The sequence below is a fragment of the Streptomyces sp. NPDC051136 genome (genome assembly GCF_044455745.1).
In the GTDB taxonomy this organism is placed as follows: domain Bacteria; phylum Actinomycetota; class Actinomycetes; order Streptomycetales; family Streptomycetaceae; genus Streptomyces.
Window position 1 is genome coordinate 332,824 of record NZ_JBITFE010000003.1, and the last position, 14,903, is coordinate 347,726.

Below are 14,903 nucleotides of genomic sequence, written 5' to 3' on the forward strand. Positions count from 1 at the left end.
CCCACCGGGACCGAACCGTGGGTGGGTTCTGCTTACGACGCCACCGGCGTCGTCGGGCCCACCAGTTCCGTCAGGACGTCCTCCATCGTCACGAAGCCCAGGACCGCGCCCGTCTCGCCGGTGACCGCGGCCAGGTGGCTGTCCTCGGTGCGCAGGGCGGTGAGGGTGTCGTCCAGGGGGGTGTCGATGCGGACGCGGGTGACGCGGTGCAGGGCGGTGCGCGGGAAGGGGCGCTCGCGGTCGGTCAGGCCGAGGGTGTCCTTGATGTGCAGGTAGCCGAGGACGGTGCCGCCGGGGCCGGTGACCGGGAAGCGGGAGTAGCCCGCGTCGGCGGCCGTGCGTTCCAGCTGGGCCGGGGTGACCGTGTGCGGGACCGTGCGCATCTTCTGGGCCGGGACCAGGATCTCGCCGACCGGGCGGGTGCCCAGCTCCAGCGCGTCGCGCAGGCGCTCGCCGTCGGCCGGGGTGAGCAGGCCGGCCTCGCTGGCGTCGACCACCATGCGGGCCAGCTGGTCGTCGGTGAAGACGGCCTCGACCTCGTCCTTCGGCTCCACCCGCAGCAGCTTGAGGAGCGTGTTGGCGAAGGCGTTGATGCCGAAGACGACCGGCTTGAGGGCGCGGGTGAGGGCGACCAGCGGCGGGCCGAGGACCAGCGCGGTGGTCGCCGGGGCGGCCAGCGCGATGTTCTTCGGGATCATCTCGCCGATCAGCATGTGCAGGTACGTCGCCAGGGTCAGGGCGATGGCGAAGGCGACCGGGTGGACCAGCGCGTGCGGCATGTGCACCGCCTCGAACACCGGCTCCATCAGGTGCGCGATGGCCGGCTCCGCGACCGCGCCGAGCACCAGGGAGGAGACGGTGATGCCCAGCTGGGCCGTGGCCATCATCTGGGAGATGTGCTGGAGGCCCCACAGGGTCATCCGGGCGCGCTTGTCGCCCGTCTTCGCGCGCGGTTCGATCTGGCTGCGGCGCACCGAGATCATGGCGAACTCGGCGCCCACGAAGAACGCGTTGGTCAGCAGCGTCAGCGCGCCGACGAGGAGCTGTACGACGGTCATCGGGCCAGCTCCCGCTCAGCGTGCGCCGACGGTTCGTGCGACGCGGGTCCGTGCGCCGGCGCGGCACCGTCCGGCGCGTGGTCGGGTGCCGGCGCGGCACCGTCGGGCACGGGGGCCGTGACGCGGAGGCGGTCGGCGCGGTGGTGGTCGACGTCGAGGACGTCGATGCGCCAGCCGTCGAGGACGACCACGTCGCCCTTGGCGGGGATGCGCGTCAGGTGGGTGGCGACCAGGCCGGCCAGGGTCTCGTACGGTCCCTCCGGCGCGGTCAGGCCGATGCGCGCCAGGTGGTCGAGGCGCAGCGAGCCGTCGGCGTCCCAGGCCGCGCGGCCGTCCGACCCGGCGGGGGCGGGCAGCAGGTCCGGCGTCTCGACCGGGTCGTGCTCGTCGCGCACCTCGCCGACGACCTCCTCGACGATGTCCTCGACGGTCGCCACGCCCGCCGTACCGCCGTACTCGTCGATGACGACGGCCATGGTGCGGGTGGCTCGCATGCGTTCCAGGAGGCGGTCGGCGGGCAGGCTGTCCGGCACCAGGAGGGGCGCGGTGGCCAGCTCGGTGACGGGGGTGGACCGGCGCCGCTCCGGCTCCAGGGCCAGCACGTCGCGGATGTGGACGGTGCCGACGACCTCGTCCAGGCTGTCGCGGTAGACCGGGAAGCGGGACAGGCCGGTGGCGTGCGAGAGGTTCGCGGCGTCGGCGGCGGTGGCGTGCGCCTCCAGGGCCTTGACGTCCACGCGCGGGGTCATGACGTTCTCCGCGGTCAGCTCGCTCAGGTGCAGGGTGCGCACGAACAGCTCGGCCGAGTCCGCCTCCAGGGCGCCCTCCGCCGCCGAGTGCTGGGCGAGGGCGACCAGCTCCTCGGCGCTGCGGGCGGACGCCAGCTCCTCGGCCGGCTCCAGGCCGAAGCGGCGCACGAAGCGGTTCGCCGTGTTGTTCAGGTGCCGGATGAAGGGGCCGAAGGCGGTGGTGAAGCCGCGCTGCGGGCCCGCGACGACCTTCGCGACGGCCAGCGGGCGGGAGATCGCCCAGTTCTTGGGGACCAGCTCGCCGACGACCATGAGGACGACGGTGGAGAGGACCACGCCGAGCAGGGTCGCCACCGTCGAGGCGGCTGAGCCCAGGCCGATCGCCGTCAGCGGGCCGCGCAGCAGCGCCGCGATCGACGGCTCGGCCAGCATGCCGATGACCAGGGAGGTCACGGTGATGCCGAGCTGGGCGCCGGACAGCTGGAGGGTCAGGGAGCGTACGGCCTTCAGGGCGCCGTCGGCGCCGCGCTCACCGGACTCGGCGGCCCGCTCCAGGTCACCGCGCTCGACGGTGGTGAGGGAGAACTCGGCCGCGACGAAGACCGCGCAGGCGAGGGTGAGCAGGAGGGCCAGCAGGAGCAGCAGGACCTCGGTCACCGTGCCACCCCGCTTCCCTCACGCACAGACGGGGGAACGGACGGGCCGGCCGAGGCGCGGCCGGTACTGGGGGGCTCCATTACGGAACGGGACTCCTTAACGGGGTCGGCGGGCGCCGGTACCAGCCGGGCGCCCGAGGGTTCTCCCTCATGGTAAAGGACGAGCAAAGAGAGCGGGAGTCCTGAGACCCCTATGCTTCTACTCGCCTGTAGAGAACGGCCGGGCCGTTCCGGTTGTTCCCCGCACGAAACGTGAAGGAGTGAACGCCTCGATGGTGTTCAAGCGGCTGCTCGGTTCCCTCGGCGTGGGCGGACCCACGGTGGACACGGTCCTCGACCCGGGCGCCGCCCGGCCGGGAGGCACGGTGTCGGGCCGGGTCCACCTGGTCGGCGGCACCGCCGACCACGACGTCGAGCACGTCGCGCTGGAGCTGGTGGCCCGTGTGGAGACCGAGCACGAGGGGGACGGCCCGGGGGGCGAGGGCGAAGGCGTCCTCGCCTTCGGCCGGCAGGTCGTCGCCGGGGCCTTCCGGCTCGCGGCGGGCGAGGAGACGAGCCTCCCGTTCACGGTGACGCTGCCCTGGGAGACCCCGGTCACCGAGCTGCACGGGCAGCCCCTGGGCATCGCGCTCGGCGTACGCACCGAGCTGGCGGTCGCCGGCGCCCGGGACAAGGGCGACCTCGACCCGCTGACCGTGGCGCCGCTCCCGGCCCAGGAGGCGGTCCTGGAGGCCCTCGGGCAGCTCGGCTTCGGCTTCCGCTCCGCCGACCTGGAGCTGGGCCGCATCGGCGGCACCGGGCAGAAGCTGCCCTTCTACCAGGAGATCGAGCTGACCCCGCCCCCGCGCTACGCCCACCAGGCCACCGAGATCGAGCTGACCTTCCTGGCCGTGCCGGACGCCCTCGAAGTGGTGCTGGAGGCGGACAAGCGCGGCGGCCCGTTCTCCGACGGCCACGACGCGCTCAGCCGCTTCACCGTCCCGCACGAGGGTCCCGCCGGCCCGCAGGACTGGAGCACTCTCGTCGACGGCTGGATCCGGGAGCTGGTCGAGCACCGGGCGTCGTACGGCTCCCACGCGGTGTACGGCCACGACTCCGGCTACGGCGGCCACGAGCCGGGCCACTCGGGCGGCGGGGCCGGGGCCGGGGCCGCCCTCGCGGCCGGAGCCGCGGGGATCGCCGGGGGCATGGTGGCGGCCGAAGTCGTCGACGAGGTGGGGGACTTCTTCGAGGACGCCGCCGAGGGCGAGGACGGCGAGGGCGACGGGTACGCCGCCGAGGACTGATAACTTCTACAGTGCTGTAGAGGTCGGGCTCGCCCCCGATCACCCCCTTCCCGTCCGCCCGGTACGGAGTACGGAGTTCTCATGGCCCTGTGGGACCGCTTCAAGGAGTCCGCGTCGCAGATGCAGACGCAGCTCGTCGCGAAGAAGAACGACCTCAAGAGCGGCGCCTTCCGCGACGCCAGCATGGCGATGTGCGCCCTGGTGGCGGCGGCCGACGGCACCGTCGACCCCGCCGAGCGGCAGCGGGTCGCCCAGCTGATCTCGACCAACGAGGTGCTGCAGAACTTCCCCGCCGACGACCTGCGCCGCCGGTTCGAGGGCAACCTGGACAAGCTGACCGCCGACTTCGCCTTCGGCAAGGTCGGCATCCTCCAGGAGATCGCCAAGGCGAAGAAGAAGCCCGCCGAGGCACGCGCCGTGGTGCAGATCGGCATCGTGATCGGCGGCGCCGACGGGGACTTCGACAAGAACGAGCGCGCCGTGGTCCGCGAGGCGTGCTACGCCCTCGACCTGCCGCCGCACGAGTTCGACCTCTGAGCCTTGAGGCCGCGCCGCCGGGCCCGCCGGCGGTGCCGTAGATTCCGTGGGCGGGCCCGCGCCGCGGGCCCGCACCGCACGTCCACCAGGGGAGCACCGTGTTCGGACTCAGCGAGATCGCGCTCGTCCTCGTCGTCGTCGCCGTCGTCCTCGCCTTCAAGAAGCTCCCCGAGCTGACCCGCTCGGCGGGCAGGTCGGCCCGCATCCTCAAGTCCGAGGCCCGCGCGACGAGGGACGCGGACGAACCGGGGACTCCGCGCGTCATCCAGGGGGAGGCGGTCCGGCGCGAGGACGACCCCGGCACCGGCGCCCAGGACACGCACCGGGCCTGACCGGCGTACCGGCGGGCGGGGTCAGGACGGGTCCTCCGGCACCGCCGACAGCAGGCTGTGCACGATCGGGCCCGCGGAACCGCCGCCGGTGACGCCCTCCTCGACCACGACGGCGACGGCCACGTTGCCCCGGTGGGCGACGAGCCAGCCGTTGTTGTCCTGGTCGTCGGAGACCTCCGCGGTACCGGTCTTGGCGCCGACCTCGCCGGGCAGATCGGCCAGGACGCGTGCCGTGCCGTCGGTGACGGTGGCCCGCATCAGCTCGCGCAGCTGCGTGACGACCTTGCCGGGGAGCGGCTCGGTGCGGGTCCCGTCCTCGTGGCCCGCGGTGACGGACGGCTGGTGGAACTCGCCGGAGACCGCGGTGGCCGTCACCGACGCCATGATCAGCGGGTTGGCCTGGACGCGGCCCTGCCCGATCATCGACGCCGCCTTCTCCGTCTCGTCCTTGGGCTCCGGCACCGAGCCGTCGTACGTCGGGATGCCGACGTGCCACTCCTGACCGAACCCGAAGTAGGTGCGCGCGACCTTGCCCAGCTCGCCGTCGTCCAGCTTGCCGCGCAGGCCGATGAAGGCGGTGTTGCAGGACTCGGTGAAGTCCTTGCGGAAGGTGGCGCCCGGATGCTCCGACGTCTCGACGTTGTGGAACTCCTTGCCCACCGTCAGGTACTTGGGACAGTCCACGACGTCGTCGGGCGCGACCGCGTCCTTGAGCAGCAGGGCGCTGCTGGTGACGATCTTCCAGGTGGAGCCGGGCGCGTAGGTGCCGGAGGCGGCGCGGTTGAAGCCGGTGGAGGGGGAGTTGGCGAGGGCGAGGACCTCGCCGTCGTCGACGCGCAGGGCGACGAGGGAGGCGTTCTTGCCGCCGGCCTTACCGAGGGCCTTCTCCGCGGCGGCCTGCCAGGTCGCGTCGAGGGTGGTGCGCGCGGGCCGGTCCGCGGTCGCCGGGTCGGGCTTCTTCCCGAAGGACGCCTCGGTACGTACGGTCTCGCCGTCGGCCCGGTCGACCAGCTCGATCGCACCGCGCGGACCGCCGCCGCCCGCGTCACCGGCGAGCCGGCCCAGCAGCGGGGCCAGGGACGGGTACGCGCCGTCCACGAGCGAGACCCCCTCGCGGTCGGTGACCTCCGGCGGGGTGCTCTCCTCGCGTTCGAGGCGGAACTTCTGCGTGTCGCTCAGCCGCGGGTGCACCAGGGACAGCCGCCAGTCCACCTTCCAGCCGCCGCCCTCCTGCTCGCGCAGCGGCAGCCGCGACTCGTACGTCCAGGTGCCCAGGCCGCTGACCGGCATCCGGGCGGTGAACGGGACGCCGAGGGTGCCGTCCTCGTCCTCCTTCGCCGCGCCGGCCGCCGCCGTCAGCTTCGGTTTCTCGATGTCGAGCCCCGCGGTGAAGCTCTGCAGCACCTCCTGCGCCTTCGCCGGGTCGGTGGTGCGGCCGGCGGCGTCCGGCAGGCGCCCGGCCGCCCAGTCGGCGAGGAAGGCACGCGCCTGCCGCAGCGCGGCCGGGTCGGGTCCGTCGTCGCCGCGTGCGAAGGGGCCGAACCCGGCGGCGTACGAGCCGCCCGCGGCGATCGCGAGCACGAGCGCCACGGCGGCGACGGCCCGCACACCGTTGCGGGGCCCGCGACCGCGGGGAGGGGCGGAGCGGGGGGAGCCGGCGGGGTAGGAGGAGTGCGAGGAGTCGGACATCGGGAAGTCCTTGTCGGTCAGCGGCCGGGGCCGGGGTCGGTGAAGAAGTCGAGGATCGTGTCGGTCGCGTCCAGGGCCTTGCTGACGGGGCCGAACCCCTCGGGCGGGGGGACGGTCGAGCCCGGCCAGGTGTGACCGGCGCCGTGGACGACGAGGAGGCGCACGGTGCCGCCGTGCCGGGCGCCGCTCCCGAGCCGCCACACCGTCCGCTCGTAGCCCTTCTCCTGCCGCGTGACCGGTTCGCCCGCGTCCCCGGCCGCCGCGAAGACCGCCGCGGTGTCCCGGGCCGACCGGGTCGGCAGGACCGGTTCCCCGGGGTCCGGCGGCGGGGAGGGCAGCCCGGCGAGGGGCCGGACGGGGTCGGCGGCGCCGTGGACGACCATGACGGGGACCGGCCCGGTGGGCTCCACGGCGGCGTCGCCGGTGGGCAGTTGACCGGAGACCGAGGCCGCGCCGGCGACCAGCCCGGGGCGTTCGGCGGCCATCCGCAGGGCCATCGAGCCGCCGTTGGAGAACCCGGCGACGTAGACCCGGCCGGGGTCGGCCCGCTCGGTGCGGACCAGGTGCGCGATCAGCGCCTCGGTGAACCGCACGTCCCGGCCGGGGTCCGGGCGCTGCCTCGTGGCCCGGGTGCCCGCGCCCCAGCCGTGGCCGAGACCCTCGGGGAAGGCGACGAGCATGCCGCGCACGGCGGCTGCCCGCTCCAGCCGGGTCCTGGCGCGCAGCTCGGCGGCGTCGGCGCCACGGCCGTGGAAGGCGACCACGAGGGGCCGCGAACCGTCGGCACCGGGGGCGGGTACGGGCCGGTGCAGGAGGTAGCGGCGGACGTCACCGTCCACGCGGAGCCGCCCGCGGACCTCGGGCCCCGGGGTGGCCGTCCCGGCGCCGCCTCCCGTGCCGCCGGCCGGGGCGGACGGGCCGGACGGGACACCCGACGGCGGCGCCGCGTCCGGCCGGTCGGAGTCGGCGGCGCAGCCGGACAGCGGCAGGACGACGGAGAGGGCGAGCACACCGGGCCACCGGCGGGAACGGTCACGGAAGGAGCGCATGGCCCGAGGAGAGCAACCCCGCGGAGCCCCTGTCCAAGACCGATATGGATGTCCGGTCGATCAATCCCCGATATGATTACTGGTCGTGGACCTGGTGCGGCACCTGGAGTGCTTCGTGGCTGTTGCAGAAGAGTCACACTTCGGGCGTGCCGCGGCCCGGCTCGGCATGGCCCAGCCGCCCCTGTCGCAGCGCATCCAGCGGCTGGAGAAGGAGCTGGGCGTCCGTCTCTTCGAGCGCACCAGCCGTCAGGTGACGATCACCGAGGCGGGCACGCTGCTGCTCACCGAGGCCCGTGAGCTGCTGGCCCGCGCCGAGTCCCTGCGCAGTGCCGCCCGCCGCATCCGGGACGGCGAGAGCGGCATGCTGCGCGCCGCACTGTCCCCCGACATCTCCGGCGAGACCGTCGCCGCGCTGCTGGCGGACTTCCGGCGCCGGCACGCGGGACTCCGCCTGGAGCTGCACGAACTGACCACCGCCCAGCAACTCGCCGGTTTCGCCGCCCACGAGCTGGACGTCGGCCTCATCCACCACCCCTGCGACGTCACCGGCCTGGAGCTGGGCCCGGTGCTCCGCCGCGACCTCGGCGTCCTGCTGCCGCGGGGCGCCCCGCAGACGGAGCTGGACGAGGTGCCGCTCGCCGCCCTCACCGGGTACGACCTGGTCCTCTTCCCGCGCGCCGACGCCCCCGCGGTCTACGACGACCTGCTCACCTCCTGTGCCCGGGGCGGCTGGACGCCGGCCACCGTGCGGCACGGCCAGGGGGCGAGTTTCGTCCGGGGCCTGGTCCTGTCGTCCGGGGCCGTCGCCCTCGGGCCCCGCGACACCCGGCTCGTGATCCCCGGCGACCAGGACCTGGTCTGGCGCCCGCTGGCCGGGGCCCCGCCCGTCTGGCGGCACTCCGCGGCCTGGCCCAAGGGGCGCGGCGACGCCGCCGTGGGCGCCTTCGCGGACGCGGCGACCCACGCCCTGCGCACCACGGCCGACGCCCACTCCGAGGCACCCGCCCGGCCCCTGCACCTCCGCCCGGCATCGGAGTTCTGGCTGTGACCGACACCGCCGCCATCGGCTGCCCGCCCGCACACCGTCCGACGGCCACTGCCGCCGGCCGCCCGCAGGCACGCCGTTCGACCACCACCGCCACGCCCTACGGCCGCCTGCCCGCGCCCCGCTGGACCGCCGCCACCTCGGGCCGCCCGCCGACCACCACCGCCTCCGGCCGCCCGCAGGCACGCCGTACGACCACCACCGCCGCCGGCCCTCCACAGGCGCACCCCGCGACCACCACCGTCCGCCCGCCGAACCACCCGCCGACCGCCGCTCCCGGGACCGCCACGCCCGCCGCAGCGAGCCGGCTGCTGGGCACCCGCCCGGCATCGGAGGTCCGGGCATGACCGACACCGCCACCGCCGCCCGGCTGAACGCCGCCTTCGCCGACGCCGGGGTCACCGGGTGGCTGCACGCCGTGGACATCGACTCGGGGGCACAGGCCGGGACCGGGGCCGATCAGCCGGTCTGCACGGCCAGCGTCCACAAGCTGTGCGTACTGGTGGCGCTGCACGAACTGGCGGCGGCCGGGGCGCTGGACCTCACGGAGCGGATCGAGTGCCCGCCGGCCGGACGCACGCCGGGGCCCACCGGGCTCGCGGCCATGCTCGACCCGGTCCAGCTGTCGCTGCGCGACGCCGCCTTCCTGATGATGTCGGTCAGCGACAACACCGCCGCCGACCTGCTGGTGCGCCGGGTCGGTCTGGACGCCGTGAACCGCACCACCGCGCGGCTCGGCCTCACCAGGACCCGGGCGGTGCACGGCTTCGGCGAGATGCTGGGCACCATGCGCGAGGACGCCGGGCCCGACGGTGCCCGGGCGCTGACCGACCCGCGTGTCATCACCCGGCTGCGTGCCCTGGACCCGGCCCGCACCAACCGCAGCACCCCCCGGGACATGACCCGCCTGCTCGGCGCGGTGTGGCGGGACGAGGCCTGCCCGCCCGAGTACGGCGCCGCGATGCGCCGGATCATGGGGCTCCAGGTGTGGCCGCACCGCCTGGCCTCGGGATTCCCCTTCGACGACGTGCACGTGGCGGGCAAGACCGGCAGCCTGCCGACCCTGCGCAACGAGGTCGGCGTCGTCGAGTACCCCGACGGCGGCCGCTACGCCGTGGCAGTCTTCACCCGCACCGCCCACACCGCGGCCGTGCTCCCGGCGGCGGACGCGGTGATCGGCACCGCCGCCCGGATCGCGGTGGACGCCCTGCGGACCCCGTAGCGGACATATCGGGCGCTTTATCTCATTCGGGGGTACATAATCAGAACATGAGTACGGCAACGTATGTACTGCTGGCCGCGCCCTCGGGCGGGCTGAGGGTCGCGGTGGTCTTCATCATCGGGCTGGTGGTAGCCGGCGCGCTGATCTGGGCCGTACGCACGGGCATGCGGGTCATGGACCGGGAACCCGACCGCCCCCGCGCCGACGAACAGCCGCACCTCCCCGCCACGGGCGCCGTCCGCGAGGAGCGGGAGATGCGCGAACCCGACGAGATCCCACTGAGCGAGGACGGAAGCCCTCGGCTGATGCCCTACGAGCTGCACCACTCGGGCAGCCGCCGCGGCGAGGACCAGAGCCGGCGCCGCTGGCTGCCGGGCTCCAGCGGGTCCTTCGGCAGCGGCGGGCCGGGGCACGTCTGAACCGCCCGCACGACACAGCGGCCGGGACACCCTCCCGGCCCCCTCCGCCGACGAGGGGTGCGGCACGGCCGAGCGGTCGGAAAACCGCTCGTGTCCGCGCCCGAGCCCCCGCTGCCGTCGGCTCCATGAAGCGCGCCAGTGCGTCCTCGATGACGACGCCGGGAACGTCCCGGCGCGCTGACTGCTGACCCAAGTCCGAAGCCCCGGGGCGAGTGCCCCGGGGCTTCGTCGTGTGGTGCTCGTCCTGGACCGTCCCGAGGAGACCACCGTGCCCGACCAGGACCGGCACCCCCAACCCGGCCGGCACCCTGCCCACGCCGACGCCCACGACCCTGCCCACGCCCACGACCACCGGCGCCTCGGCCGCGAACTTGCGCTGTTCGACACCGACCCCGCCATCGGCGCGGGCCCAGGCGGTGATCGGCGCGCGGGAGGCCCGGGACGGCGATCTGGTCGGCGTACGCCTGCGGGACGGCCGCCACCCCGGCCGGCTGTCCGGCACCGAGCTGCTGCGCCGGATCGCCGACCGGGTCGGGGCACGCGGCCCCGAGCTGTGGGAATCGGCCTGAGGCCGCGTAGGGTCACCGGCGCCCCGCACGCACCGTAAGGAGCCTCGCCGTGACGACCCCCGCCGACCAGCAGCAGCCCGTTCCGGTGATCATCGACTGCGACACCGGCATCGACGACGCCCTGGCCCTGCTGCTGGCGGTCCGCCACCCGCGCCTGGACCTGCGCGCGGTCACCTGTGTCGCCGGGAACACGGACGTGGCGGGGGTCGTACGGAACACGCTGACCGTGCTGGAGCACGCCGGCGCCCCGGACGTCCCGGTCGCCCGGGGTGCCGAGCGGCCGCTGATCGAGGGCGTGCGCACCGCCCGGCACGTGCACGGCGCCGACGGCATGGGCGACCTCGGCCTGCCCGCCCCCACCCGCGCCCCCGCCGACGTGGACGCGGTGACGCTGCTGCGCCGGGAGATCCTCGCCGCCCCGCGCCCGGTCACGCTGATCCCCACCGCGCCGCTGACCAACATCGCGCTGCTGCTGCGCACCCACCCGGAGGTCACCGGCAACATCGAGCGCATCGTGTTCATGGGCGGCGCGGTGGCCACCGGCAACGCGACGCCGGTCGCCGAGTTCAACGTCTGGCACGACCCGGAGGCCGCCGCGATCCTGCTCACCGCCGGGGTGCCGATCACCATGTACGGCCTGGACGTGTTCGAGCGGGTGATCGTGCCCGGCGCCGACGTGCGGCGGCTGCGGGCGAGCGCCGAGCCCGGCACCCGGCTGGCCGGCGAGCTGCTCGCCCACCGCGGTCCGGCCACCGACGCCACCGACCCCGGCGGCGGGCTCGGCGACGCGGGCGCGGTCTGCGCGGTGATCGACCCGGAGGGCCTGACCACGCGGCGGCTGCCCGTCGAGGTGTCCCTCGCCCCCGGCCCCGCCCGCGGCCAGACGCTCGTCGACCGCCGCGCACGTGTCGGCGAGTCCGAACTCCACGACGGCATGCGCGAACAGCCGCTGGTGGACGTGGCGCTGGACGTGGACGTGGCCCGGTACGTGCGGCTGTACCTCGGGGCGGTCGAGCGCACGGAGGCGTAGTCACCGGCGCGTCGCGGGCGCGCGGGTTCGCTTTTCGGGTGATCTGGACAGACGTAACAGATCAGCTCGTGCCGCCCGCACGCACCGCGAAGGAGGCCGCGTGACCGTACGCAGCACCGCCGGCACCCCCGACCTGTCGTCCCAGGACCCCAACTGGTGGCGGCAGGCCGTCATCTACCAGGTCTACCCCCGCAGCTTCGCCGACGCCGACGGCGACGGGCTCGGGGACCTGCGCGGCATCACCCAGCGCCTGACCCACCTGGCCGCGCTCGGCGTGGACGCCCTGTGGCTCAGCCCCTTCTACCCCTCCGAACTGGCCGACGGCGGCTACGACGTCGACGACCACCGCGACGTCGACCCGCGCCTGGGCACCCTGGACGACTTCGACGCGATGACCGCCGAGGCCCACCGGCTGGGCCTCAAGGTGATCGTCGACCTGGTGCCCAACCACACCTCGCACCGCCACGCGTGGTTCCGCGAGGCCCTGCGGGCGGGGCCCGGTTCCGCGGCCCGCGACCGGTACGTCTTCCGGGACGGCCGCGGCGAGCACGGCGAACTGCCGCCCACCGACTGGCAGTCCGTCTTCGGCGGCAGCGCCTGGCAGCGGGTGCCCGACGGACAGTGGTACCTGCACCTCTTCGCACCCCAGCAGCCCGACCTGAACTGGGAGAACGAGCAGGTCCGCGCCGACTTCCGCACCACCCTGCGGTTCTGGTGCGACCGGGGCGTCGACGGCTTCCGGGTCGACGTGGCGCACGCGCTGGTCAAGGACCTCTCCGAGCCGCTGCGCGACCTCGGCGCCCCCGAGCTGAGCGGCGAGGCGGCCCTCGCCGAGTTCGCCCCGGGAACCCACCCCTTCTACGACCGGGACGACGTCCACGAGGTCTACCGGGACTGGCGCAAGATCCTCGACGCCTACTCCCCGCCCCGCACGGCCGTCGCCGAGGCCTGGGTCCCGGGCGCCCGGCGCGTGCTCTACGCCCGCCCGGACGAACTCGGCCAGGCCTTCAACTTCGAGTACCTCCAGACCGGCTGGGACGCCGCCGAGCTGCGCGAGGTCATCGCCGGGTCGCTGGCCGACGCGCGGGCCGCCGGGGCCTCGGCGACCTGGGTGCTGTCCAACCACGACGTCGTCCGGCACGCCACCCGCCTCGTCCTGCCGCCGGGCACGGACCCCGACGCCTGGCTGCTGTCCGGCGGCAGCGCACCCTCCGTCGACACGGCGGCCGGACTGCGCCGGGCCCGCGCGGCGACGCTGCTGATGCTGGCGCTGCCCGGATCGGCGTACGTCTACCAGGGCGAGGAGCTGGGGCTGCCCGAGGTGGCCGACCTGCCCACCGAGGTCCTCCAGGACCCGATCTGGGAACAGACCGGGCACGTCCGCAAGGGCCGCGACGGCTGCCGGGTGCCGCTGCCGTGGACGACGGACGGACCGTCGTACGGCTTCGGCGCCGGCGGCGCGTGGCTGCCGCAGCCGCCGCACTTCGCCCGGTACGCCGTCCAGGCCCAGGACGGGGTGGCGGGCTCGACGCTGGAGCTGTACCGCACGGCCCTGCGCCTGCGCCGCAAGCTGCTCGACGGCGAGGCGCTGACCTGGTCGGACGACGTGCCGGCCGGTGTGCTGCGGTTCGACCGCTCGGACGGCTGGCGCTGCGTGGCCAACCTCTCCGACCGGACGGTCGACCTGCCGGCCGGTGAGGTCCTGCTGAGCAGCGCACCGCTGGAGGACGGGCGGCTGGGCCCCGACACGACGGTGTGGCTGGGCCTGTGACGGGCCGGTGAGGCCGGCCCCGGCGACCCGCTCGCGCGTCCGCCGGGGCGTGGCCGCCCGCCCGGCACGGTCCCGGCGGCGGGGCCGGGCCCTGGTGGGGCGCCGGGGTGCCGCGGGCGGGTCAGAGGGGCGGCTGTGCGGGTGCCGGGCCCAGGGTGGTCGTGCCGGGCGCGGTGCGGTGTCCGAGGCCGGTGCGGTACGCGTCCAGGGCCGCCTCCACGCGGCCGGTGCGGCGCAGCAGGTCGCCGAGGAGCCGGCACAGGTCGGCCAGGTCGCCGGCCGCGCCGGCCCGCTCCAGGAGGCTCAGCGCACGGACGTAGTGCTCCTCGGCGGTCTCGGTGTCCCGGGCGTCCTCGGCGATGATGCCGAGCAGCCGGTGCGCGCCCGCTGAGTGCACCGCGCCGCGCTCGGAGGAGAGGTCGTCCAGGACGCCGTGCAGCAGTTCGGCGGCCTCGGCCGACTTGCCGCGCCGGTGCAGCACGTCGGCCAGTTCGACGGCGACCTGGCTGCTGTAGAGGGTGGCGCGGTTGGCCGACAGCATCCCGAGGGCCTCGCGCATCTCCTCCTCCGCGCGCGGGAGTTCGCCGTTCTGGGCGAGGACGTAGCCGCGCATCCAGTGGCAGTTGGCCAGCTCCGTGCGCAGTTGCAGCGTGCGGTACAGCTCGGCCGCCTTGGCGAGCGAGGCATCGGCGTCGGCGAGGCGGCCCTCGGCGAGCAGGGTGCGGGCGACGGACCGGTGCATGCGGGCCACCAGCGCCGGGTCACCGGCGGTGGGGGCGAGGGAGAGGGCGAGTTCGGCGGCCTGGGCGGCGCGCGCGTGGGCGCCCATGTCCATGTACGGGCCGATCGCGCTGGCGTAGAGCAGCAGCAGCGCGTCGGGGTCGTGCAGGCCACCGCGGTTCAGCTCGTCGAGGGTGGATTCCAGGAGGTAGACGGCGTACCGCAGTTCACCGGCGAGGTAGTGGGCGAGGGCGCGTCCGCGCACGGCGGGCACGCGGGCGGGCAGCGGGGCGCCGGCCTCGGCGAGGCACTGCTCGGCCCGCTCGAAGTACTCCCGTCCGACGGTCAGTTCACCCGTCTCCACGGCGCACTCCCCGAGCCCGAGCAGCGCGGCGGCCCGTTCCTCGGCCAGTTCGTGCTCCTCCGCCTCGGCGAGCAGCCCGGCGTACTGGCCGGCCGCCTCCTCGGCACCCCCGGTGGCGAGGGTGCGCTGCGCCTCGGTGAGCCTGAGGCGCAGGTCGGTGGCGAGGTGGGCGGGGCGTCCGGTGGCCAGCTCCTCGTAGCCGACGCCGAGCCGCTCGGCGAGGTGGCGCAGCGCGTCGTCGGAGGGGCGGACGCGGCCGGCCTCCAGGGTGGAGATGTAGGCGGGCGTGTAGGCCGGTTCCGCCAGCTGGCGCTGGGTCAGTCCGCGCTCGGCCCGCAGTCGCTGCACCCGGCGCCCGACGGCGTTCCGGTCGTCACGGTCACCCACTGCCGACTCCCCCTGTGGCT

15 protein-coding genes are annotated in these 14,903 nt (G+C 75.1%); 10 read left to right on the plus strand and 5 right to left on the minus strand.

The features are described from left to right. Positions 1 to 32: 32 nt before the first annotated feature. Together ACIBCJ_RS10715 and ACIBCJ_RS10720 are read right to left on the minus strand one after the other, a co-directional pair. On the minus strand, positions 33 to 1,058 hold the full coding sequence (locus ACIBCJ_RS10715; protein ID WP_365979426.1) for a hemolysin family protein: 1,026 nt from the start codon (positions 1,056 to 1,058) through the stop codon (positions 33 to 35). Next, positions 1,055 to 2,464 carry a hemolysin family protein gene (locus tag ACIBCJ_RS10720; RefSeq protein WP_365979427.1) on the minus strand — a complete coding sequence of 470 codons (1,410 nt, stop codon included), beginning with the start codon at positions 2,462 to 2,464 and terminating at the stop codon, positions 1,055 to 1,057. Before ACIBCJ_RS10720 ends, ACIBCJ_RS10715 begins: the two co-directional genes overlap by 4 nt. 271 nt (positions 2,465 to 2,735) lie before the next feature. On the opposite strand from ACIBCJ_RS10720, the gene ACIBCJ_RS10725 reads away from it, so the two are divergent. The 3 genes from ACIBCJ_RS10725 to ACIBCJ_RS10735 all read left to right on the plus strand — a co-directional run bounded on the left by ACIBCJ_RS10725 (position 2,736) and on the right by ACIBCJ_RS10735 (position 4,618). Next, positions 2,736 to 3,749, plus strand: coding sequence for a sporulation protein (locus tag ACIBCJ_RS10725; RefSeq protein ID WP_365979429.1), 1,014 nt, complete (start codon positions 2,736 to 2,738; stop codon positions 3,747 to 3,749). Between the two features lie 81 nt (positions 3,750 to 3,830). Then, positions 3,831 to 4,286 carry a tellurite resistance TerB family protein gene (locus ACIBCJ_RS10730; protein WP_365979430.1) on the plus strand — a complete coding sequence of 152 codons (456 nt, stop codon included), beginning with the start codon at positions 3,831 to 3,833 and terminating at the stop codon, positions 4,284 to 4,286. Positions 4,287 to 4,384: 98 nt separating this feature from the next. Further along, positions 4,385 to 4,618 carry a twin-arginine translocase TatA/TatE family subunit gene (locus ACIBCJ_RS10735; protein WP_362099523.1) on the plus strand — a complete coding sequence of 78 codons (234 nt, stop codon included), beginning with the start codon at positions 4,385 to 4,387 and terminating at the stop codon, positions 4,616 to 4,618. A 21-nt stretch (positions 4,619 to 4,639) separates the two neighbouring features. Here ACIBCJ_RS10735 and ACIBCJ_RS10740 read toward each other — a convergent pair whose 3' ends face one another. Further along, positions 4,640 to 6,307, minus strand: coding sequence for a penicillin-binding transpeptidase domain-containing protein (locus tag ACIBCJ_RS10740; protein WP_365979431.1), 1,668 nt, complete (start codon positions 6,305 to 6,307; stop codon positions 4,640 to 4,642). Between the two features lie 17 nt (positions 6,308 to 6,324). Further along, the gene (locus ACIBCJ_RS10745; protein ID WP_365979433.1) at positions 6,325 to 7,356 is read right to left on the minus strand and encodes a PHB depolymerase family esterase; all 1,032 of its coding nucleotides are present in this window, start codon (positions 7,354 to 7,356) and stop codon (positions 6,325 to 6,327) included. Between the two features lie 115 nt (positions 7,357 to 7,471). Here ACIBCJ_RS10745 and ACIBCJ_RS10750 point away from each other — a divergent pair, with 115 nt between their 5' ends. The 7 genes from ACIBCJ_RS10750 (at position 7,472) to ACIBCJ_RS10780 (ending at position 13,412) form a co-directional block, all read left to right on the plus strand. Further along, positions 7,472 to 8,404 (plus strand): LysR substrate-binding domain-containing protein, encoded by a 933-nt coding sequence (locus ACIBCJ_RS10750; protein WP_362099514.1) that lies wholly within the window; start codon positions 7,472 to 7,474, stop codon positions 8,402 to 8,404. Continuing rightward, a complete protein-coding gene (locus tag ACIBCJ_RS10755) occupies positions 8,401 to 8,748 on the plus strand; it encodes a hypothetical protein (RefSeq protein ID WP_365979434.1) in 348 nt (115 codons plus the stop codon). Before ACIBCJ_RS10750 ends, ACIBCJ_RS10755 begins: the two co-directional genes overlap by 4 nt. Beyond that, positions 8,745 to 9,623 carry a serine hydrolase gene (locus tag ACIBCJ_RS10760; RefSeq protein WP_365979435.1) on the plus strand — a complete coding sequence of 293 codons (879 nt, stop codon included), beginning with the start codon at positions 8,745 to 8,747 and terminating at the stop codon, positions 9,621 to 9,623. Before ACIBCJ_RS10755 ends, ACIBCJ_RS10760 begins: the two co-directional genes overlap by 4 nt. Before the next feature lie 47 nt (positions 9,624 to 9,670). Then, positions 9,671 to 10,042 (plus strand): DUF6479 family protein, encoded by a 372-nt coding sequence (locus tag ACIBCJ_RS10765; protein WP_362099505.1) that lies wholly within the window; start codon positions 9,671 to 9,673, stop codon positions 10,040 to 10,042. A gap of 416 nt (positions 10,043 to 10,458) precedes the next feature. Further along, positions 10,459 to 10,611: a hypothetical protein gene (locus tag ACIBCJ_RS10770; protein ID WP_399282238.1), complete on the plus strand. Its 153-nt coding sequence runs from the start codon at positions 10,459 to 10,461 to the stop codon at positions 10,609 to 10,611. A 49-nt stretch (positions 10,612 to 10,660) separates the two neighbouring features. Further along, positions 10,661 to 11,641: a nucleoside hydrolase gene (locus tag ACIBCJ_RS10775; protein WP_365979436.1), complete on the plus strand. Its 981-nt coding sequence runs from the start codon at positions 10,661 to 10,663 to the stop codon at positions 11,639 to 11,641. Positions 11,642 to 11,741: 100 nt separating this feature from the next. Then, positions 11,742 to 13,412 (plus strand): glycoside hydrolase family 13 protein, encoded by a 1,671-nt coding sequence (locus ACIBCJ_RS10780; protein WP_365979438.1) that lies wholly within the window; start codon positions 11,742 to 11,744, stop codon positions 13,410 to 13,412. A 121-nt stretch (positions 13,413 to 13,533) separates the two neighbouring features. On the opposite strand, the gene ACIBCJ_RS10785 is transcribed toward ACIBCJ_RS10780, so the two are convergent. Continuing rightward, positions 13,534 to 14,883, minus strand: coding sequence for a helix-turn-helix transcriptional regulator (locus ACIBCJ_RS10785; RefSeq protein WP_362504885.1), 1,350 nt, complete (start codon positions 14,881 to 14,883; stop codon positions 13,534 to 13,536). Between the last annotated feature and the right edge of the window lie 20 nt (positions 14,884 to 14,903).

What these genes read in the sequence shown, in the direction of transcription:
- ACIBCJ_RS10715 (WP_365979426.1), bottom strand. Translation starts at nt 1,058, where the DNA reads ATGACCGTCGTACAGCTCCTCGTCGGCGCGCTGACGCTGCTGACCAAC.
- ACIBCJ_RS10725 (WP_365979429.1), top strand. Translation starts at nt 2,736, where the DNA reads ATGGTGTTCAAGCGGCTGCTCGGTTCCCTCGGCGTGGGCGGACCCACG.
- ACIBCJ_RS10730 (WP_365979430.1), top strand. Translation starts at nt 3,831, where the DNA reads ATGGCCCTGTGGGACCGCTTCAAGGAGTCCGCGTCGCAGATGCAGACG.
- ACIBCJ_RS10740 (WP_365979431.1), bottom strand. Translation starts at nt 6,307, where the DNA reads ATGTCCGACTCCTCGCACTCCTCCTACCCCGCCGGCTCCCCCCGCTCC.
- ACIBCJ_RS10745 (WP_365979433.1), bottom strand. Translation starts at nt 7,356, where the DNA reads ATGCGCTCCTTCCGTGACCGTTCCCGCCGGTGGCCCGGTGTGCTCGCC.
- ACIBCJ_RS10760 (WP_365979435.1), top strand. Translation starts at nt 8,745, where the DNA reads ATGACCGACACCGCCACCGCCGCCCGGCTGAACGCCGCCTTCGCCGAC.
- ACIBCJ_RS10765 (WP_362099505.1), top strand. Translation starts at nt 9,671, where the DNA reads ATGAGTACGGCAACGTATGTACTGCTGGCCGCGCCCTCGGGCGGGCTG.